Below are 18,187 nucleotides of genomic sequence, written 5' to 3' on the forward strand. Positions count from 1 at the left end.
ATGACGTTCCAACCAGAGCGTCACTATCTGACTGCATTGCTAAAGTTCGCGCAGACGCAGACCAGCGGCACGATCGACGGCATTTCGCAGGTAACCGGAATACCAACCGGGAAGAGCACAGGTAAGGTCAAGCCACTCCTGCAGTACGCTCAAGGTATGGGCCTGCTTGAGATCGGTCCAACGAGCGATGGCCTTCAAAAGTTCGCGCTTACCTCTCTCGCCCACGCGATCCTTCGCGAAGACCCGCATTTGCTTGAAGAGAACACGCAGTGGGCGCTGCATCTGATGCTGTGTGGTCGTCGCGGCGGTGCCGAGGTCTGGTATGCCGTATTTGTCGAGGCGGCAAACATCCTCGGTCGGGCCTTCCCGGAGGCACAGTTCGAGCAATTCCTCGTTAATCGCTATGGGTCAAGTCGAGATGCAGTGGGGCCGCTGTTTCGCACCTATGCGGACCCCGCCGCATTTGCAAATGCGGGTGCCATCGCATGCGACAACGGCCGAATCACTCTACGGCGTGTTCCCACTCAGCCTGCGCTCATTGACACGGTTGCGGCGTTGCTCCTTCTCGCTTGGGATGAGGCTGCGCCAAATGACACGCAAGTAGCCCTGTCCGCCCTCGAGGCAAGTTCAGGCTTGCTTGCCGCAACAGGATGGGGTCTCGAAGAGCAATCACAGCTCCTTACTGAAATGGAAAGCCGAGGCTTACTTCACGTTGATCGTCAGACGGGGAATCCCATTCTCACCCGGTTGATATCAACCGATCAAGTGTTAAGGACAATGTATGAACGACTCGTCTAGCTCTGCCATGCAACCCAAGGTTAGTGACGTCGTTGCGTTCCGTGGCGACCTTTTTTTCGAGGGTGCAGTCCAGCTGCGTTGGGTATCAAGCGACCGAGCGCGCGCGAAAAAGGCAGCAGAGCACTTCGTGTTCCATGGCCCTCGCTATCACGCGGTTAGTCGAGACGACGCAAGCGCCGGGTACATACTGCGGGACACCGCCACCTTCGCTGCGGATCTTGTTGATGCACTTGCTCAAGGAGAGCAGAGGCAGGGTAATCCTTTCTCACTCGCTATCGCTGGCTATGGCTCGGGTAAATCTCATCTCGCAGTCACGCTGGCTGAGCTTCTCAGCCAGCATTCGCGCGCAGTTACCAACAAGATCATCGGCAATGTCACTGCGGCAGACGAGAGTGCCGGAAGGCGCATAAATGCGGCGCTTGACCTCCTCGGTAAACCGGTTTTGACTGTGCCGCTCGATGGTATGGCCAACTTCAACCTCGGAGCCGAGCTCACGCGCACTATCATCGCCAAGCTGCGAGAGGCTCGTTGTGACCTTACAGCTATCGAGGAACTCTCGCCGCGGTTTAAGGCTGCCGAGCATTTTGTCGAGCGCAACTTCAACATGCGCGCGACAGACTTCGCGGAGTTGCTGCCGAAGCTTGGCGTTGATGCAATCATTGCATGCCTTCGCGAGCACGACGAGGGGGTCTATGGCGGGGTCGATGCAGTCTTCGAGCGTGCAAACGGCACCCATATTCCCGTCGAAGGCCGCGAGTCCGTCCAGGACCTCATCTCAACAGTTACGTCTACGTACTGTGGGCCCGACGGTCCATTTAGCGGGCTACTCATTCTTTTCGACGAGTTCGGTCGCTTCCTTGAGTACGCCGCCGAGCACCCTCAACTCGCAGGCGACTCGGCGTTGCAGCAGCTTTTCCAAGGAGTTCAGGATAGCTATGGGCGCGCGCGCTTTGTCGGCTTCATCCAATACGATCTAAAAGCCTACGTTAGTCGCCTCGACCGCCGTGACCTGATGCACCTTCAGCGATACATCACACGATTCGAGGCTGCACAGAAATACTACCTTTCGACGAACCTCGAGACGCTGTTTGCTCACCTGATCGAAAAACGGGACCTCGAATTCGTCGCCAGGAACATTGCGAACAACCCGGATTTACCGGTGCTACATCATCATCTGCGAGAAGCTTTGCCTGAAGCGGACCGCTTTCCGGTGTGGCGAGAACTCGAACAGTTTAGACAAGTTATCTGTGGAGGCTGTTGGCCGCTAGACCCGCTAGCTGTTTGGTTCCTTACTCGCCAGCAGGACGTTGTTCAGTCCCGCTCCGCGCTCAACATTGTCAAGGAGTCGATCGACGCTGTTTCGGGCCAAGGGGCGCTCAACGATGCCAAGCGTCCGGTCTTGATCTCGGCGGCCGACCTGCTGCTCCACGGGATGCTGTCTGAGTTTGTGGCTGCCGAGCAGGCACGCGGCGGTACGGTCGCTGAGACCCTTCAGGTGATTCTCGAGGAACGAGCAGCGCACCTCGACTTAAACGACCGGCGCTTGGTTGCGGGCGCCGCCGTGCTCCTAAAACTTCGGGTCCGTCTGCCCGAAAGGGAGCGTTACGAGCGCTTTTTGGCGGCTGCAGCAGGACTTGCAGATGCCGCGTTTAAACGCTCTCTCCATCGTCTTACGGATGATCTAGGACTGCTCGAGTGGAACGAAGATTACGGTCAGTACGAACTCATTCAAGACGCGGCAACCCGTGGACAGTTCGCTCGGCTCGTACGGTCGCGGATCGCCGATCTAGCCGCCCAAGCCGTAGGTCCGTTATTCACTAGTTACGCGCGCACCCTCTGCAAGCTCGCAGCTGTCGACCCGGGCTTTGCCAACGCACGTCGTATCACGACTCAGGACTGGCTGTACGAGCCAGTTTTTTCCTCCTCAGCGACTGTCGTCGACAGCATTGCAGCTGCCTTCAAGGACTGGCAGCAGGCCTCGGACATTAACGAGGCGAAAGGCCGCATCATTTACACCTATGTGAGCCAAGCTGAGGACCCCGCTCAAGTTCGTGAGTTAGTGCGGCAAGCCTTCGCTAGCGTCCTGAAGAAGCACGGGCACAAGCAGGCGCCGATTTGGGTCGCTCTTCTGCATGATTCAGACGAACGGCTCGGGGACAGCCTTCAGCGCTGGTGGGTGCTGGAGCGTGGCTTAACAGAAGCAGACAAGGAACGCTATCGGCGTTTCGTCACGGTCGAAGCGGAGCGCATCGAAGGTCTTGCTAACGAGGCAAAGACCCAGGCGCTTAGCGAACGACTCTATGAGGTTGCTGGCTTTGACGAGCCGCCGCCTGGCCGATTGACACAAGTAGGCGCCGCGATCTTCGCGCAAGTCTATCCGCAAGTCGTCACGTTCCCGTTCGACGGGTTCACGACTAGCAACAGCGGTGCAGCTAAGAAAAATTGCCTTGAAATCACTCGAGCACTTATCGGCGGTGAAGTTAGCGACGAGTGGATTCAGTCCCGGGTTACGCAGCTTCGCAATCGTGCGACGCAGGTTCTGGTGCAGGCATGGGGTGCCCTTAATCGGGATGGAACCCTTTCGTACGAGCCCGAGAACGACGACGTTTCGGCCGTGCTCAAGGAGGTGGACCAATGGCACCTCGACGATCCGAGCCGGTCTTTGGAGATGAGTCGACGGGCGCTGATAGCGGCGCCGTTTGGTTTCAATGTTGCGTCGGCTGCGCTGATTCTAGGCCTCTTCCTCGCTCGTCGTCGTCCGCGTAGGCGCCTGCTGCTTGACGGAAAACCATGTCCGAACGCCGCTTGGATTGGTGAGGCGATCAAGGTGTCCGACTTTGACGCACGAGTCCTCTCCCGAACTACGATCGCTTTCATCGCGGAGGATGCCCATGCCCGCTGGGAGCATCTGCTTGAGGATTGGCGACGAGCCGAGCGTCACCTACAACGAATCGAGTACTGGCGGCAGGCTGAACTACTCGCGGGCGACGGTGGCGTGCCGGACGAGTTCCTTTATCAGTACGAAAGCCTAGCCCGCGATGCTCAAGAGTCGTCGCGCCAGCGGATATTTTTTGACAATAGACTCGAGCAGCTACAGCGTGATCTTGAGGGACAAATTCGAAAGCCGAATGGACTCCATGGACTTGCTGTCGCCGACCGCCTGATTACGCTTCATGATGAAGTGACGAGTGGGCCTTGGGAGCGCGAGCAGATAGTTGAGGTTGATCAACTCGTCAGTATCGTGAAGGGGTGGGTTGGCAAGGAAGCCGGGTACTGGCTTGAGCGGATGCACTGCCGAACGCCGCAGCAAGTAAGCGAATATCGCCAAAAGATGGACCGAGCAGTGGCCACGCTCAGGAAGCTTGGCCTTGTGGAACTCGCCGCAAGCGCCGAGCAGCAGAGAGATCACTCGATTGCGACGGTTGAGTTGCGGTTCAAGTTCTTTACCGCTCTGCTCGAGGCTCAACAGTACGTGCGCATTACAACGATACAGCCAACACAGACGATTGCCGAGCTTGAAGCTCTCAGAGCGAAGGGTGATGCCTTTTCACAGGTGCTCAGAGAAGCGGGGGAGCAGCTCAAGGATGCCGAAGTTGCTGAGGTGCTCGAGCAACTCAATCGGCACAGACAGTCCATTGCTGCGGCAATCGGGGCGCACCGAGAAGAACTTAATAAAATTTACAGCAGCCAGATCGATTCTTTAGCCGCAGCGCAAGAGCTACAAGGGCAAGTCACGCGCCTTGGTGAGATCTTCGCGGGGCAGCGTGACCTCAGGGACATCGAGGATATGCGCCAACAGCTCGATAGGATTATTCCGGACCTCTTAACGTGGGAATCACTGACTGGAAGACCGGAGGATGTCGCTCAACAGCTAGAACGTGCAATTGACGCGCGCTGTGTCGAGCTCGAGCGCTGGTGCGATGACGAGGAAATCGAGCCGCTTTGGCCGTTCCGCGACGTATACAAACGCTTCAGCTTGCGCCATGTAGAAGCACTAAACGAACGATCGAGGCTTTGGGCTCGCACTTTCATCCCGAGCGCCGAAGAGATGTCCTCTTGGCCCCTCGAGCGCTGCCGTCAGAAGCTAGCCAGCCTCGACCAGGAGCCGCCTGCTTATCTTGCCGATGCCGAGCTAGCGGCGTTGGCGAAAACAAGAGAGGTGCTCGACTGCCGAATCGCAATTGTGACTGAGCAGGTGAACCGCTCGGATGCGAAGCGCTGGCTCGCCCGGTTTTCCGGCCTATTCGAGCGGCTCGACGAGCTCTCGCGCGCCGAATGTGAACGCACGCTGTCCGATCTTCGTGCCCGGCCTTCATACCTTAATGAGGTGGAGGTTGCGATGGCCGACGAAGCAACCACTAAGGTCGAGGGGCGCCTAGATGAAATTGATGTGTCCGACATACTTGCGCGCATACGACGTCTCAAGTCCCCAGCTTTGCGCCGCGTCTTGAATGAACTCACCAACCTAGCCGAAAACGGCTAGGGCGTGTCATAAATCAAAACCCGAAAGAGTCAAGTGGTTCCCCAGCAGCCAAAGCCCATACCAGCCACACCATCGTTTCGACTAGCTGGATAGCTTCCAGTAATTTACGAGCGGTCCTTTGCTAGTGTGTGGCAATCGCACGGTATTGTTTTAGCCGAACGAAGAATTTCTCCATCGGATTCCATGTCTGATGATTACTTGTGGCAAACCACACATGCACCGCCGCCTTCATCCTCCCCAAATAGATCGTCGATATCGATGATGCTCTCGATGGGGCGCAACGGATTGATCGGCCTGCGGCTCAGCTCTCGCTCTTTCCGGCGCTCGAAGTCTTCGACGATCTGTTGAACCCGCTCAGGCTTGGCGAGGTCGTCGAGTGATTCGCCCTTCGTCCATGTAAATGGAGAGCCATGCTCTAAGGCGTTTTTTTCGTAGGCCTTGGCGTCCTCATAGGCCTCCGGATGCTGCTCGCGCAGACGAACCCACTCAATTTTCTGCTGGAAGAAACAGAAGGTGCAGCCGCTTCGAGATCGCCAATCGTAATACTTGGGAATCCCTACGCCAGAGGACTCTAAAATATCCATCACGCCACGCTTGTCGATCCCTGACTCGCGGAAGGGCAAGCGCACTTTGAGGTTCTTGTGCTTGGAGGTGTAGCCTTCGCGATAGTCCTCATCGGCCCTAATTGCCACATAGGAGACGACAGTGTCACCAGCCGCAAGCATCGGGCGCACCCACTGCTCGAACGGGGCAAGCTTCAACTGTCGAGTGCACCAACGGGTTTGAGCAGACGGCAGGAAGTGGTTGTACTCGCGTAGCCAGAAGTCGAAGTCTCGCTGGGGGTTGAGCCGCAGGATCGGCTTTCCGAGGAAGCCTTCCAGTCGCCCCAGAAATTCATAAACTTCGGGGAGTTCCTTGCCAGTGTCGGTAAAGAAATACTCAACCTCAACTTCAGGATAGTGGTGCCGGACGAACACTGCCAGAGCAGCACTGTCCTTTCCACCGGAGATCCCCAGAACGTGCCGTTCAGCCATGCTCGATCTCCTCGGAATCGTCAGTCGTTAGCTGCAAGCCAACCCGGGCGAGGGCGGCCAGCAAGATTTCCGTGTCCAAACCCTTCGACTTAAGGCTTGCTGCCAATTCGTCGGCCAGAGAGTCAACCGTCGCACGGTGCCGTTCGGAAAGGTCGAATTGACGGGAGATCGTCTTCGCCGAAGCGCCCGCTCCGATCACGACGGCGAACGCGTCGGTCATCGGCTTTCTGCCGCGGACGGCCACCAAGGCTTCCGACTGACGGAAGCGCAAAGAGAGCCTCGCAACTTCAAGCAGGGCCTGATCAAAATCTCGATCCGTCCAGTCGCGAGCCGGCTTGTTGACCGCCAAGCCGACGATCCGCTCGATGCTAGCTAGACTGCCGTCGTGCTTCGCCAGGTGGCCGGCGAAAGCGTTTTGGCGCAGCTCGCCGTCTAAATCTTTTAGCAGCTCCGCTCGCGCGCGCAGCCGTTCCAATGCGTTTGCTGGCGCGTCGAGGGCGTCCAGCATCCCGGACTCGATCTTGCGCAACATCGCTTCGTAGGCCCCGGCTAGCTCGATGATCGGAGCCCGCAAGGCGTCGACGTAGTCGGAACCGTTCGCTGCACCGAACACAGCCGCCAAATCCATGAACAGAACACGGTGCGGATCGCTGGCCTTGGCGAGAATGTCGCGCACTTCACGAGCTTCTGGCGATAGGGTCGCGGTTCTTTTGGTCCAGTTCGGCAAGCGAAACACCAGAGCGACCAGGCCTTTGGCCGCTTCCAAGGGATCACTGGCCGGAGCTGCAGCGCCGATTGATGCCAGAAGACTCGAAATGCCTGAGAGAATCCGAGTTTTTTCGTCATCGACGACGACCCAACGGAACGAAAAACGCCTCTCGTCCTGCAAATATTCGTCGAGATCGGCGTCGTTCAAGCTGGGGACGAACATACCGTCCTTGTAGACCGCCAAGTTTCCCTTATGCGCCAACAGGAACGCGGTCATCAAGATAGGCCTGACCCCGGAGCGAATTCCGAAGGGTTCGCTAGCCCAAAGACTGTCCATTTGAACAGCCTCAACGCGTTTCGATACGTCGGAGAACAACTTGCGCGTGTCTTCCCACAGGCGGATTAGGCTTGCCCCACGCCTATGGTCCGGGGGCTGGAAGCGCCAAACGTCAGAATTTTCATCTTTCCGATGTAGGCTGGTTCCTTTCAACAGCGACTCGTAGAGCCCGCGTTCCGCCGGGAATGCCTCGAATCCGAGGTTTTCCAGGTGCTCGTTTTCCAGCATCGCATGGATCAGATCGCGCCGCGCTTTGACGCTCGCGCTCGACGGGGCGTCGCGGTTGATCAGCTCGCTCCAAAGGCGAGGCGAGTCCCGGTAAAGATCGTCGGCCAGATCCGATGCGCAACGTGCGATCGGTGTTCCGGGCTGATAGGTACGTCCTGCTACAGTCCAAATCGCTGTCGTCACGGCAGAGCGCAGCTGTTCTTCAAGAGCTGACCGTGCCGCTGAAATTCGCGCGGTGACTTCGCGCTTGCCGACTTGGTCGCCTTCGAGCTCCGGGCGGCCTTGCACGGACTGCAGGCAAACCAGCTCCAAACCTAGCTCTTCGATCCTGCCGTAGTTTGGCGGGATACCGACAGCGACCGGCCAAGGGCGGCTTCGAACAATCCTTTCGCAAGCACCGATAGCGGCCTCCATCCGAACTTCTTTGGACGGAAGGGCCAACAAGAAAAGGCCGAATTCGCCCTTTTTGGGTGCGAATTTGGAGGCGATCCCTTCGATGTCCTCAAGACGGCAAAGAGCCACTTCCATCCAACGAAGGGTTCCCGTATTGTGATAGTGGCGCTTGGCGACGGCTGGGTAGAGGTTGGCGAGGTTCGTCAGTGTCGAAAAGTCGATGCCGGGAAGGGTCGACTTGGCTTGGGTCAAGGCTTTTTCGATATCGAAGTCGCTACCTTCGAAAACGGACCAAGAGCCGAGGTGCTTCTTATAGATTGCGACGCGCCACTTTGAAAGCTGCTCTAAAGCCGCGTCTACTTCCTCTACTAACGTCTCTGGAAAGAGTGAGCGCAAAACATCGAAATCGGCGGCCAAGCCGGAGGCACTGCGAAGCAGGTCAATGACGGCGATGCTCTTGATCAGTGCTGAATGGAGAGGGCTGTGGTGCGCCTCGGTCCGCTCGACGGCATCAGCGGCCTGCGCCCAACGATGGCCGTCAGGCGAGGACAAGATCGCCGGTTCAAGATTGATTCGAAGATAGTCCCAGTAATGGTCCGGCCGGTATCGGCATTCGTCGGTGGAATCCTGCTCTTTGAGAAAAGAACGAAAACCGTGAGGCTCAACCGATCCTAGAAAGCCAAATGTGCTACGCTCATTTTGACCAAATTGACGGCGGGAGACCGGGCCGAGGAGGGCCGCCATGGCGGGGTGCAACGGCCAACAGGCATCCAAACTTGCTGCAAAGGCTTCCACGCTGATGGCAGGGCGCCGTGCCGCCATTGAGGATGCGATGATTCTAGCGTCAGCTTGATTGGATTGAGGTCGTGCGCTCGTTTCGAACGCACGGCCAATCAGTTCCACCACCTCATCGCTTGCGGCGACCAAGGGGATGTCAGCGAAGCGGCCTTGGACCTTGGCCCAGTCGTCGCGGGATTCGCTACCTAAACGGGATGCATATTGCCGGAAGGATTGGTGTAGGACGCCAATCACGACGATTTTGCCTTGGGCTCGCGCCGCAGACTCCGCCAGATCCTGAAAGAAATAGACGTCGTCGCCCAGGCCGAGGGCCGCGGCTTCGAGGAACTTACCCATTTCGTCGATGACGAGAAGGACTCCGTCGTATCGCTCGTCGGCCGCTGCCGAGCAGAGATGTGCGACCACTTCGTTGGCTGATGCGGGTAGCGCCTTCGATCCGAGCGCATGATTGAGCGCTTTTGAGATCTCTTCGGAGACAAACCCTCTTCTGCCGACGACAGGAAGAACGAGCCAGCCGCGGCTTACAGGGAGAGCTTCGTCGAAATTCGGATGGGAGTCCAAGCGCAAAACGTCGCGAGCTTTGGCCCGTAGGTTACCGTCGGGGGCGAGTGCTGACGCCAGAGCAATGGCCAGCGAAGATTTGCCGCCTCCAAACGGGCCCGTCCAAGTGAAGGCCCGTTGATTGCTCCCGGAGATTTGCTTGGCCATGGCGTCGAGCACATCAGCGGCTGTCTTATGGCACACGTAACCATCGAGCGCGTCCATGCGCCCGAGATCCGCGTCCAGACGGATGGAGCGTTGGTACTGCTGGCGAATCCGAACAAGTTCGGCAAGTTTCTTGGTCTTTTGAGCGTTCATTCGTAGGCCTTTGTCAGCATCCGATTTCGAAACGCCGAACTATCCCAACTTTTCCGAAGCACTTGCCGAAGACCGGAGGTGTCGGTCCAAGAAAAGGCGCCCGATGTATCCTCTTCCAGAGAGAAGAGGCGCTCGGCGACCGACTCTTCGTCGAGTTTAAAAACCCGCCCCGGAGACCCTTCACCATAAACGATTGATTCGAATGCCATCGAGCTAGCGGCGGGGTCAATCAACTCCCAATAATCGATCAATGCGTAGTTGAAAAGCCCGCTGCTGAGCGTGTGCTTCGGACCGCGCCGAAAGGCGAAAGTCCCCTTTGTCTCTTCAGCGATCAGGCCTAATTCCCCGAGCATGGGCTCCGCGAAATCTTCCGGCGAGCCGCTGCCTGACCTCGGAGCGTAGCTGCGGACGCAAGTGTCGATGTCACGGTTGAGGGTCGAGACGGAGATGCGACGCTTAGTGTTGAATTTGGCAGCAAAGTCGGCCAAAGGTTTTTCAAGGTCTGCTTTCGTAAACGTCGGCGCCGTGACCTTATTAAAGAGCCAAAACCAAGTCGTCGAGCGCGCCCCCAAACCGGCAAGCTGCCAATGAACGAACCAAGCGGTGTTCGGATTCTCCGAATAGGGATCAAAGCCGTCGTCGGCAAAAATGCTTTGGGCTCGTTGAGACACTACGTAATCGTTCGAGCTGCCTTCGCTGATTAGATTGGTCGCGAGGGCCCAATGCCGCATCGAGGCAACCATGTTCTTGCCGACGCCAAACCGAGCAATCGACTCGTCGTCAGTGAACACCGATTTCTTGATGCGGTTAGCCTTTGTCTTTTGATCGAAGACCTTCTTGAGCCACATTTGCCTCAGTGTGAAGGTCTCGTGTCCGGAGAAGTGAGGTATGTATCCGGGGGAGATGGCAGCGATCATCATGGCCGGATTCTACACTGGAGAACTCCTCCGGTCATGAAGAAGCCGACTGGAGGAGTTCTCCAGTTCGTGAACAGGGCTTTCCCGCAGGCCAAAGATCGACTCTTGCAGCGGCCTATGCAGAGAGACGAGCGGGAGGGGGTTTCTATCTATTAGGAATGAGTTGTTCTTTCTCTAGTTGCGCTGCTGGGTCTTTTGCGTCTATCCACAGAGACCGTTTTACCTCGCGTTGAGCCACTCGAAGGCCGCAAACTTCTCAGGAGTGAACGCTTTGGGTACAAGCCGCCCCTGACTTGATGTCTGGCTCATCACTACGACTTGGTGGGTACCCTCTGGGCCATAGCTGATATGGATGGGTCGATCTGGACCGTAGACGTATAGCCTATCGAATGGGATATTGGCCGTGATCCATTTGGCAACTTCCACCATGTCTTCGTCCTCGACCAGGAAGTCGACTGCAGCGCCGAGTCGCGGGCAGGTCGGCTTGCCAGCGCGGTTGAGTTCGTGTCCGGCGTGTTGGTCGAGGTGTGGGGCAATGCGGCCCGGGATCTCTTTGGCCAGCGCGGCCGAGGCGAAACCGTAGGTCAGCCTGATCATCCCGAAGTAGTCGATCACTGGGTCCAGAATGTTCGTCGCAAGCGCGTGAAGGGCGTTGAACGTGGCAGCCTGCTGGGGGATGTTGCGCAGTCTGGTCCTCTCCCAGGTTTCGCCGCACTCGATGAAGTGTCGAAAGGTGAAGTGCGCGCCGCAGGGTTCGTCGAGGCTGGGGATCGTTGAGGACGGGGCAACCGCATAGTTCGAGACCTCCAGCCGCCGCGATGCTAGTGCCTGCTGTAGTTGTTGCAGCGGAAGACCAAAACCATCGGGGTCGAAGAGGCTCAGTGCTTCCACGTCTTCGTCGAAGCGTGCCTGCTGCTCGAACATGCGATGGTCCTCGTTGAGGTAACGGGACTTAAAGTACAGGGGCGGGGGCTCATGGGGTGAGCCATAGACGAAGAAGTCGATGTCCTGATCGCGCAAGCGGATCTTGATCCGCTCGGTCATGAGGGGGATGGGCTGGCCGTCAAAATCGTCGAACTTCATCAGGCTCAATTTGCCCGAGCGGATGTGAATCTTGACGAGGTCGATCCCGTCGAGGTCGCCATAGAGGATCGAGCCACACCCCACGTACACTCGCAACACGGCGGGCAAGCGCTCGATAAGGGATGCGTGGAGTTGCAGGTAGTCGCTCTCGACGTAGTAGCCCAAACCCTTCGCTTGTGCGGCACGGCAGGCGTCATCAAGTGTGGATGGATCTGCGACGCTCAGCAGCAACGCCTGCGCCGTGGCGAGGGCCTTCTGATAGTCGCCGAAGTGCGCTTTGACGTCGCGCTGCAAGCTTTCATCGAGGTGGCTGTAGCGCTTCCGCTTCGAAAAGAGCTGGAGAGCGAGGTACACGAGAAGGTCGGCGCGACGTTCGGCCGCCGCGAGCTCGAACTCTGCGGTGTCCTTAACCTCGAGTACGAATCGAGTCGCGCGCCCCCACGAGCCGAAAGCCTCAACAGTTGCCGCGTAGTCTGCAAACTCGAATGGCTCGGGCGTGCGGCCGAGGTTAAGCATTGCGTGCCACAGCGCGTCGATTAGGTCGTGATGCTCGGCGAGTTGTTGTTCGCGTCTAGAAGGCCGTGGGACCCTCGGGATGCGAGTTGCCTGTGCGCGGCGGTAGCCCAGTAGCTTCAAGGCATGATGACTGCGTTGTCGGCCGTACAGGAATCGCTGCTCAGCACCCTTGTCCGCGAAAACGAGCATGATGCCCGGCCCGACTGCGATGGCCTCCGTGTCGAGAACCGACTCGACGAATTCCTTGAGTTCGCTCTGGGTGAAGTATTTCTGGAACGTTTGACGCCCGGTCAGGTAGCCATCCCGATAGGGTTGTCCGGGCGGTGGCGCGCTTCCATAAAGCATCGTCGAAACGACGAGCAGTTCTTCTGCAAGTTCGAATGCACCTCGCAGGGCGGCGATGCGCTCGTCGAAGTCCTCGATGACGTTGATGACGAAGCCGAGGTTGACGACCTTGGCGGGCCGCTTCTGCTGGTCGGGTGCGAAGTAGGGGTCCCAACCATTGGCCGTAATTCCGTTGCTGCGCAGTGCGGTCAGGTCGTCGCCACGACCGCAGCCATAGTCGAACAGGGTCGTTTCCTCGCCGAGCAGACCGTGTCGAGCCAGTGCTTGCATCGGGGCGGAGAGGCCCGCTCGACTTAGCGCGGTGCGGTGGCGCTGGATCTCGGCTGCCGTCGTGTCGAGCGTGTCGCCTTGGTCTGCCTCGGAGACGTCGTTACCTAACGGGAGCAGGGTGTGCCCATCGAGGTAATACCCGGCGGTGCGTATCTTGTCGTCCCACGTGCGCTTGAAGCCGATCAGGTGATTGTCACTAAACAGCCCGAGTTGCTCGGCTTGGGCAGTGAGCGTGGCGAAGGCTTCGCGGTCCGGGTGGTTGGGCGGAAGGAGGAGCTCCTTCCTGTGCAGGATAGGTGGGTTGAGTGACTCGAAATACGAGCGATAGCTGACTCGATCGCTATCGAGATGGATGCGCCAGCTCTCCGCCAAGGTGGGGAAGGGATCTTCGAAGAAGGACGGATAGCGAAGGAGTGAGACCGTGCGGTTGGAGGTTCCGATCTTGAAGACGTCTGCCACCTCGAAGGCTTCCGCCGCAGCATGGCGAGCTTGAGTGATCGTATCTCCCATCTCGTCTGGGAGGTACTCGAGGCATTGCCGGTGAATGTAGAGGTTGTCTCCGACGAGTTTTCCGATCGTTGGCCGCATCTGCGTTTTCCGGATGAGGGTTGGGTGCTGACTCGATCGATTGTGTCAGGGGCGGGGGATGACAGCTAGTTTCATGGCAAAGCTTGGGGCCTAGTCGGCGGCGCCTGCAACGGGGCATGCCAAAGCCTGACCGGTACCCGCCCGACCCTCCGGCCAATATCAGCGGGGCCCTATTGACGTGCGCGGCGAGAAAGCTTCCGCCTCCGCTCATCGTCCATCCTCTGTGTCGGCCGGGCTTGCGGTCGGTACCTCGAAGCTGAAGCCTCGCGCCATCAAGAAGCGCACGATTCCCTCGCCCTCGCGCGCGATCTCGCTCGGATCATCGCGCACGAGCCCCGCCTCCAGCCCCGCGAATTTCGCTGAGTTGCAGGAGCTGAAGACGATGTCCGGGTGGGACAGGAGGACCCCGCCGGTGCGGTCGGCCAGCGCTCCGTCACGGGTGAGCTCGATGTTTGCCACGGCCAACTCTGCCAACAATTCATCCATCTCCTGCCCCGACATGCTTGCGAGTCCGAAGAGATAACGATCCTCGGCCGCATACGGATAACGCACCCGGAAGGCCGCCTCGCCCCCGGCATAGTGGCGGAGCACTGCGCTTTTCTTGAGCACGATTGTCAGAAAGACGACGGGAAGGGTCATCGCGCACCGCCCGGAACGGAAGATGGGTCCTCGCTGATGGGTGAGAACGGGATGAACGACGACATGACACACTCCTCTTTAGCGGCTTTGCCGACGTGGCGGGGGCTGCAAGCTGGATCAAATCCCCCCTGGCTCGTGAGGGGAGCCAGACCGTGTGTTCGGTTGCTGGACCTTTAGCGCGACACGGGCCGCCGCAGAAAGCGCACGCAACTTGGTGCTGTGCCGCCCTGATCGAGCCGGGTGTCAGGTTTCCTCATCATCGTCGCCCCCAAGCGCCCACTCGGGCCACTCGAAGACCTCCTTCGGCCGCAGCGAACCGTCCGGCTCCAGGCTGCGCTCGAGCAGCTCATAGGTCGCGGCGTAGATACCGGGCCGCTTGCTCTCGCGGGGGCCCGCGATGTTGAGCGAGCCGAACCGGTTCGCTTCAACCCAGGTGCGCAGGCGCACGGCCGCGTCCTGGATGGGCGTCTCGTCAAGCTGCAGCACCAGGACCGGCTTCTGGTGCTGGCGGGCGATCCGCACGGTCTCCAGCGTGCCGCCGTCGAGTTCGCCAAGGTTGACGATCAAGGTGGCGTCGCTCTCAAGGACGTTGAGCTTGGTGCGCTGACGATAGCCTGCGGAGTCGGTTTCCCTGAGCTGATAGCGGCCGGCAAGCGGGCCGTCCTCGGCCTTCCGGCCCTTGGGACACCACCCCCCGTGAATGATCCGGTAGGCAATGGCCCAGTCGAGCGCAGCCCGGTCGGCGCCGGTCTGTCCGCCAGAGTGGATCCGCCGAGTGGGCCAGGGCTCCTGCTCGTCAGGCTCTTCGCTCTCCTCGGCGACGACCGAACCATCATCGAGCACGTACCGCAGCGGCTCGAGCTGCTGGTTGGGGTCTTCCATCGGCTTGCGGTACCTCACCTCGGCCGTCGGGCCGACCTCCGCCTTGAGCCGGCGCGCAAGCTCTAGCCCCTGCGCGTGGAAGTCGATCCAGTCGAGGTCGAGGTTGGTCATCAGCCCCGGGACTTCGGGAGCGCGACAGAATCGCCGGTACCATTCGACCAGGGCCTCGAAGAGTTCTTCCGAGATCGGGTGCGATCCGGTCCAGCTGCAGCAGTCCCCGCACAAGCTATAGCGCGAGTCACGCCCGAGAACCCGTTCCCAGCAGAATGGATCGCCCTCATCGGGGCTGAGGATGTACTGCGAGACAACGCCCTCGGGGGGCTGACTCGGCGCCTTGGTTTTGCCTGTCATTGCGGCACGTCCTCCATTCGTTTCCTTGTGCTCGTCATGTTGGATCACACGACCGGCTTGCGGTCGTAGCGCACGATGTCTTCGCCGTCATAGACGAAGCGGATCGTCCAGCCGCGCTCGGCGGCGATGCGGTTGGCGGCCTCGACCTCGGTATGTAGTTCGGCGGCGTAGTAGCTGCTGCCGGGGCAGTCGCCCTCGACCACGACGATCCCGAGCGCATCCATCAACTCAGGATCTTCGCGTAGGAAATGGTCGTACGCCGCCCCCTGGGCGTCGCCGGTCTTGTAGTAGTGCTCCCACTCCCGGCAGGGATCGGGCGCTTCGGAGAGCCAGTCGTCGATGATCCTGTCGATGCTGGTCCGAGCTGTGCCGCTGGCCTGCTGGCACCACTCGAGCCATTCCTCTTCGACCCGCTCCTCGAGCGTCGCCTCGTCAAGCGCGGGATCCTCCTCGAGCAGTTGGTCGCGGTAGAGCGTCTGGATGGGGTCGTAGAGGTCGTAATGACTCTCGAGCATCGAGGCATCGACGTCGCCCGTGTCGCTGAAGCCATAGGCGTCGTAGCGCGTGGTGGGCTCCTCGAAGTTGGCGTACGAGAGCGAGCGGAATTCGCTGACCTCGAACAGATCCCAAGTGCTGGCCGCTTCGGTCCAGGCGGTGTCGATCTCAGCATCGGACGCGGTGGCCAGATCCAGGGGCAGGGCGATCGAGGCGCCGAACGAGACCAGCGCCTTGAGTAAAGTACGGCGATCCATGACGGTCTCCTCGTTCAAGCTGCGGCGGTGCCGACCGAGGCGCGGATGAGCGCCTCGGCGGCAGCCAGGATGGCGGTGAGTTCATCGTCCGCCGGGGTTGCGGCAGCGCCGTCACGGCGCCACTGCCACTGCTGGCCGGACTGCTCGACGTGGTAGTCGTGCTTGGAGAGGTAGAGCCGGATCAGTCGCTGAACGGCCTTGATTGCTTTGTCGCGGGACATGTTCGCCTCCAGAACAGAAGCGCCCTCTTTAGCGGTATGCGTTTAACGTCCCCCGCAAGTGGGGCTAAATCAGGGACGGGATGCCGTTGCGGCATGGGTGAAAGACTACCGGGCCGGCCGAGCCTGCGGGAGAAATTCCCCGCAAACTGTGCTCGGCCGCGCTCGGGCGGGTGGCCTTGCGCTAGCGCTAGAGGACGATGTCGGACTCGTGCCGGGCCGCCTCGGCGTTGGCCTTGGCGAGCGCTGCCTGCCACTCGCGGAAGAAGCGTTCGCCGAGCAGGTGACGGGCGAGCACCGCGCGAAGGTAATCGGAGAGCGGTTGCTTTGCGGCGTCGGCCAGGTCCTGTGAGCATGGTCACTGCTGCTGATGGCTTTGGCCGGCGGGATGGTCACGCAGCGTGATGGCGGAGGGGTGATCCCCCTCAGGGAACTTGAACAAACGAACCCCTCGGGGGAGTCTCTGGTTACCAAGCCTAGAGACCGTTCAAGTGTGCCATGTTGACCTGCAGCGTTCGCAGTTTTTCCTGTTCCTGATTCGTCTCGATGAAGAACTCGCTGCCCAGGCGCAGTGCGCGGGGTGTTCATGTGGCGGTGTGCTCCATCGTGCCAACTATCCCCGTAAGCCCCGTGGTTGCCCGACCCTCGCGATCCGCGAGGCGTTCTCGTCCCGGCTGAGCTTTTGCTGCAGCCGTTGCCGCCGGCGCACGACCTCGATGTCGGTGCGCTTTCTGGGCCGGCGCGTGTATCTGGGTTTGGTGGTGGTGCTGTGTTCTGCCCGGCATGCCGGGCAGAACACAGCGGCGGCGAGGCTGTGCGAGGCGCTCGCGGTGCCGCTGCGCACGCTCACCCGCTGGCGACGGTGGTGGCGTGAGGACTTCATGCAGACGCCGCTGTGGCAGGCGATGTGCGCCCGCTTCATGCCCCCGGTGCCGCCCCAGGGGCTGCCGGGCGAGTTGCTCGCGCGCTTTGCCGGCGAGGCCACCGAGGCGCTGGCGCGGCTGCTGCGCTTTCTGGCGCCGCTCACGCTGCCCGAGGGCCGCTGAGTTCCCGCAGAGGATGCAGATCGCCACCGACGCCGAGGCTTCGTAGCCTGCACTCCCAGTGGCGCCACCCCCCGGTGCGCCTGATACGGGAGACCCCCTTGAGCACACCGACCGATCCCCCGCAACGTGATCGCTGGGCGCGGCTACGCTTCTCGATCATCGGCCCCTTGCTGGCCGCACCGCCCGCGCCGGGCGAGGTGCACGATGCGCTGGCCACGCTCGCCGCCCGCACCTGGCGCCATCCCATCAGCGGGCAGGATGTGCGCTTCGGGCTGTCGACGATCGAGCGCTGGTACTACGCCGCGCGCAGCGCCACCGATCCGATCGCGGCACTGCGCGACCGGCCACGCCCCCGGGGCCGCTTCGCGAGCCTGATGCCGGGCGTCATCGACGCGCTGGTGCAGCAGTACCGCGAACATCCGGGCTGGACCGCGCAACTGCACGTGGACAATCTGCGCGCAGCACTCGCCGGCACCGGGCTGAGCGTGCCGTCCTACCCGACGGTACGCCGCTACCTCAGGGCCCAGGGGATGTTCCGCCAGGCGGCGCCCAAGCGCACGAGCGCGGGCGCGGTGCTCGCGCGCGACCGGCTCGAGCACCGCGAGGTGCGCAGCTTCGAGCTCGATCACGTCTCGGCGCTGTGGCATCTGGACTTCCACCATGGCGTGCGCCGCGTGCTCACCCGCGCGGGCACCTGGGAGAAGCCCTTCCTGTTGGGCATCCTGGACGACCGCTCGCGCCTGGTCTGCCACCTGCAGTGGTACCTGGACGAGACCGCACAGAGCCTGGTCCATGGCCTCTCGCAGGCCTTCATGAAGCGTGGGCTGCCGCGCGCGCTGATGACCGACAACGGCGCGGCCATGCTTGCCGACGAGACGGTATCGGGTCTGAACCGCCTGGGGGTGCTGCACCAGACGACGCTGCCGTACTCGCCCTACCAGAA

At 60.3% G+C, this 18,187-nt stretch carries 12 protein-coding genes; 4 read left to right on the plus strand and 8 right to left on the minus strand.

Annotated features, from left to right (window positions below; translation table 11 throughout):
• Complete coding sequence (locus ACMV5O_RS19250) at window positions 1–798, plus strand: hypothetical protein (protein ID WP_416164970.1); 798 nt, start codon at window positions 1–3, stop codon at window positions 796–798.
• A complete protein-coding gene (locus ACMV5O_RS19255; protein ID WP_416164971.1) occupies window positions 782–5,281 on the plus strand; it encodes a hypothetical protein in 4,500 nt (1,499 codons plus the stop codon). Before ACMV5O_RS19250 ends, ACMV5O_RS19255 begins: the two co-directional genes overlap by 17 nt.
• 194 nt (window positions 5,282–5,475) lie before the next feature.
• On the opposite strand, the gene ACMV5O_RS19260 is transcribed toward ACMV5O_RS19255, so the two are convergent.
• The 8 genes from ACMV5O_RS19260 to ACMV5O_RS19295 all read right to left on the minus strand — a co-directional run bounded on the left by ACMV5O_RS19260 (window position 5,476) and on the right by ACMV5O_RS19295 (window position 16,201).
• A complete protein-coding gene (locus tag ACMV5O_RS19260) occupies window positions 5,476–6,315 on the minus strand; it encodes a phosphoadenosine phosphosulfate reductase family protein (RefSeq protein WP_416164972.1) in 840 nt (279 codons plus the stop codon).
• On the minus strand, window positions 6,308–9,637 hold the full coding sequence (locus ACMV5O_RS19265; protein WP_416164973.1) for an ATP-binding protein: 3,330 nt from the start codon (window positions 9,635–9,637) through the stop codon (window positions 6,308–6,310). Before ACMV5O_RS19265 ends, ACMV5O_RS19260 begins: the two co-directional genes overlap by 8 nt.
• The gene (locus ACMV5O_RS19270) at window positions 9,634–10,557 is read right to left on the minus strand and encodes a DUF4007 family protein (protein ID WP_416164974.1); all 924 of its coding nucleotides are present in this window, start codon (window positions 10,555–10,557) and stop codon (window positions 9,634–9,636) included. The genes ACMV5O_RS19265 and ACMV5O_RS19270 overlap by 4 nt, the downstream gene beginning before the upstream one ends.
• A 216-nt stretch (window positions 10,558–10,773) precedes the next feature.
• The gene (locus ACMV5O_RS19275) at window positions 10,774–13,356 is read right to left on the minus strand and encodes a DNA phosphorothioation-associated putative methyltransferase (RefSeq protein WP_416164975.1); all 2,583 of its coding nucleotides are present in this window, start codon (window positions 13,354–13,356) and stop codon (window positions 10,774–10,776) included.
• Window positions 13,357–13,563: 207 nt separating this feature from the next.
• Window positions 13,564–13,995 carry a hypothetical protein gene (locus ACMV5O_RS19280; protein WP_416164976.1) on the minus strand — a complete coding sequence of 144 codons (432 nt, stop codon included), beginning with the start codon at window positions 13,993–13,995 and terminating at the stop codon, window positions 13,564–13,566.
• Window positions 13,996–14,238: 243 nt separating this feature from the next.
• The gene (locus ACMV5O_RS19285) at window positions 14,239–15,228 is read right to left on the minus strand and encodes a putative molybdenum carrier protein (RefSeq protein WP_416164977.1); all 990 of its coding nucleotides are present in this window, start codon (window positions 15,226–15,228) and stop codon (window positions 14,239–14,241) included.
• A gap of 44 nt (window positions 15,229–15,272) precedes the next feature.
• Window positions 15,273–15,980, minus strand: coding sequence for a hypothetical protein (locus ACMV5O_RS19290; protein WP_416164978.1), 708 nt, complete (start codon window positions 15,978–15,980; stop codon window positions 15,273–15,275).
• 14 nt (window positions 15,981–15,994) lie between these two features.
• Complete coding sequence (locus tag ACMV5O_RS19295) at window positions 15,995–16,201, minus strand: hypothetical protein (RefSeq protein WP_416164979.1); 207 nt, start codon at window positions 16,199–16,201, stop codon at window positions 15,995–15,997.
• A 713-nt stretch (window positions 16,202–16,914) separates the two neighbouring features.
• Between ACMV5O_RS19295 and ACMV5O_RS19300 the strand changes: the two genes are divergently transcribed.
• Both ACMV5O_RS19300 and ACMV5O_RS19305 read left to right on the plus strand, forming a co-directional pair.
• Window positions 16,915–17,244, plus strand: coding sequence for a hypothetical protein (locus tag ACMV5O_RS19300; protein ID WP_416164980.1), 330 nt, complete (start codon window positions 16,915–16,917; stop codon window positions 17,242–17,244).
• A gap of 98 nt (window positions 17,245–17,342) precedes the next feature.
• Window positions 17,343–18,187, plus strand: an 845-nt coding sequence (locus ACMV5O_RS19305; RefSeq protein WP_416164981.1) for a DDE-type integrase/transposase/recombinase, incomplete at its 3' end; no start/stop codon positions are given.

Source organism: Thauera sp. WH-1 (assembly GCF_047806685.1).
Taxonomy (GTDB): Bacteria; Pseudomonadota; Gammaproteobacteria; order Burkholderiales; family Rhodocyclaceae; genus Thauera.

Bases quoted from the DNA above. Each gene is read 5' to 3' on its own strand.
- ACMV5O_RS19255 (WP_416164971.1), top strand. From the start codon at position 782: ATGAACGACTCGTCTAGCTCTGCCATGCAACCCAAGGTTAGTGACGTC.
- ACMV5O_RS19285 (WP_416164977.1), bottom strand. From the start codon at position 15,228: ATGACAGGCAAAACCAAGGCGCCGAGTCAGCCCCCCGAGGGCGTTGTC.
- ACMV5O_RS19295 (WP_416164979.1), bottom strand. From the start codon at position 16,201: ATGTCCCGCGACAAAGCAATCAAGGCCGTTCAGCGACTGATCCGGCTC.
- ACMV5O_RS19280 (WP_416164976.1), bottom strand. From the start codon at position 13,995: ATGACCCTTCCCGTCGTCTTTCTGACAATCGTGCTCAAGAAAAGCGCA.
- ACMV5O_RS19260 (WP_416164972.1), bottom strand. From the start codon at position 6,315: ATGGCTGAACGGCACGTTCTGGGGATCTCCGGTGGAAAGGACAGTGCT.
- ACMV5O_RS19300 (WP_416164980.1), top strand. From the start codon at position 16,915: ATGTCGGTGCGCTTTCTGGGCCGGCGCGTGTATCTGGGTTTGGTGGTG.
- ACMV5O_RS19275 (WP_416164975.1), bottom strand. From the start codon at position 13,356: ATGCGGCCAACGATCGGAAAACTCGTCGGAGACAACCTCTACATTCAC.
- ACMV5O_RS19250 (WP_416164970.1), top strand. From the start codon at position 1: ATGACGTTCCAACCAGAGCGTCACTATCTGACTGCATTGCTAAAGTTC.
- ACMV5O_RS19265 (WP_416164973.1), bottom strand. From the start codon at position 9,637: ATGAACGCTCAAAAGACCAAGAAACTTGCCGAACTTGTTCGGATTCGC.
- ACMV5O_RS19270 (WP_416164974.1), bottom strand. From the start codon at position 10,557: ATGATGATCGCTGCCATCTCCCCCGGATACATACCTCACTTCTCCGGA.
- ACMV5O_RS19290 (WP_416164978.1), bottom strand. From the start codon at position 15,980: ATGGATCGCCGTACTTTACTCAAGGCGCTGGTCTCGTTCGGCGCCTCG.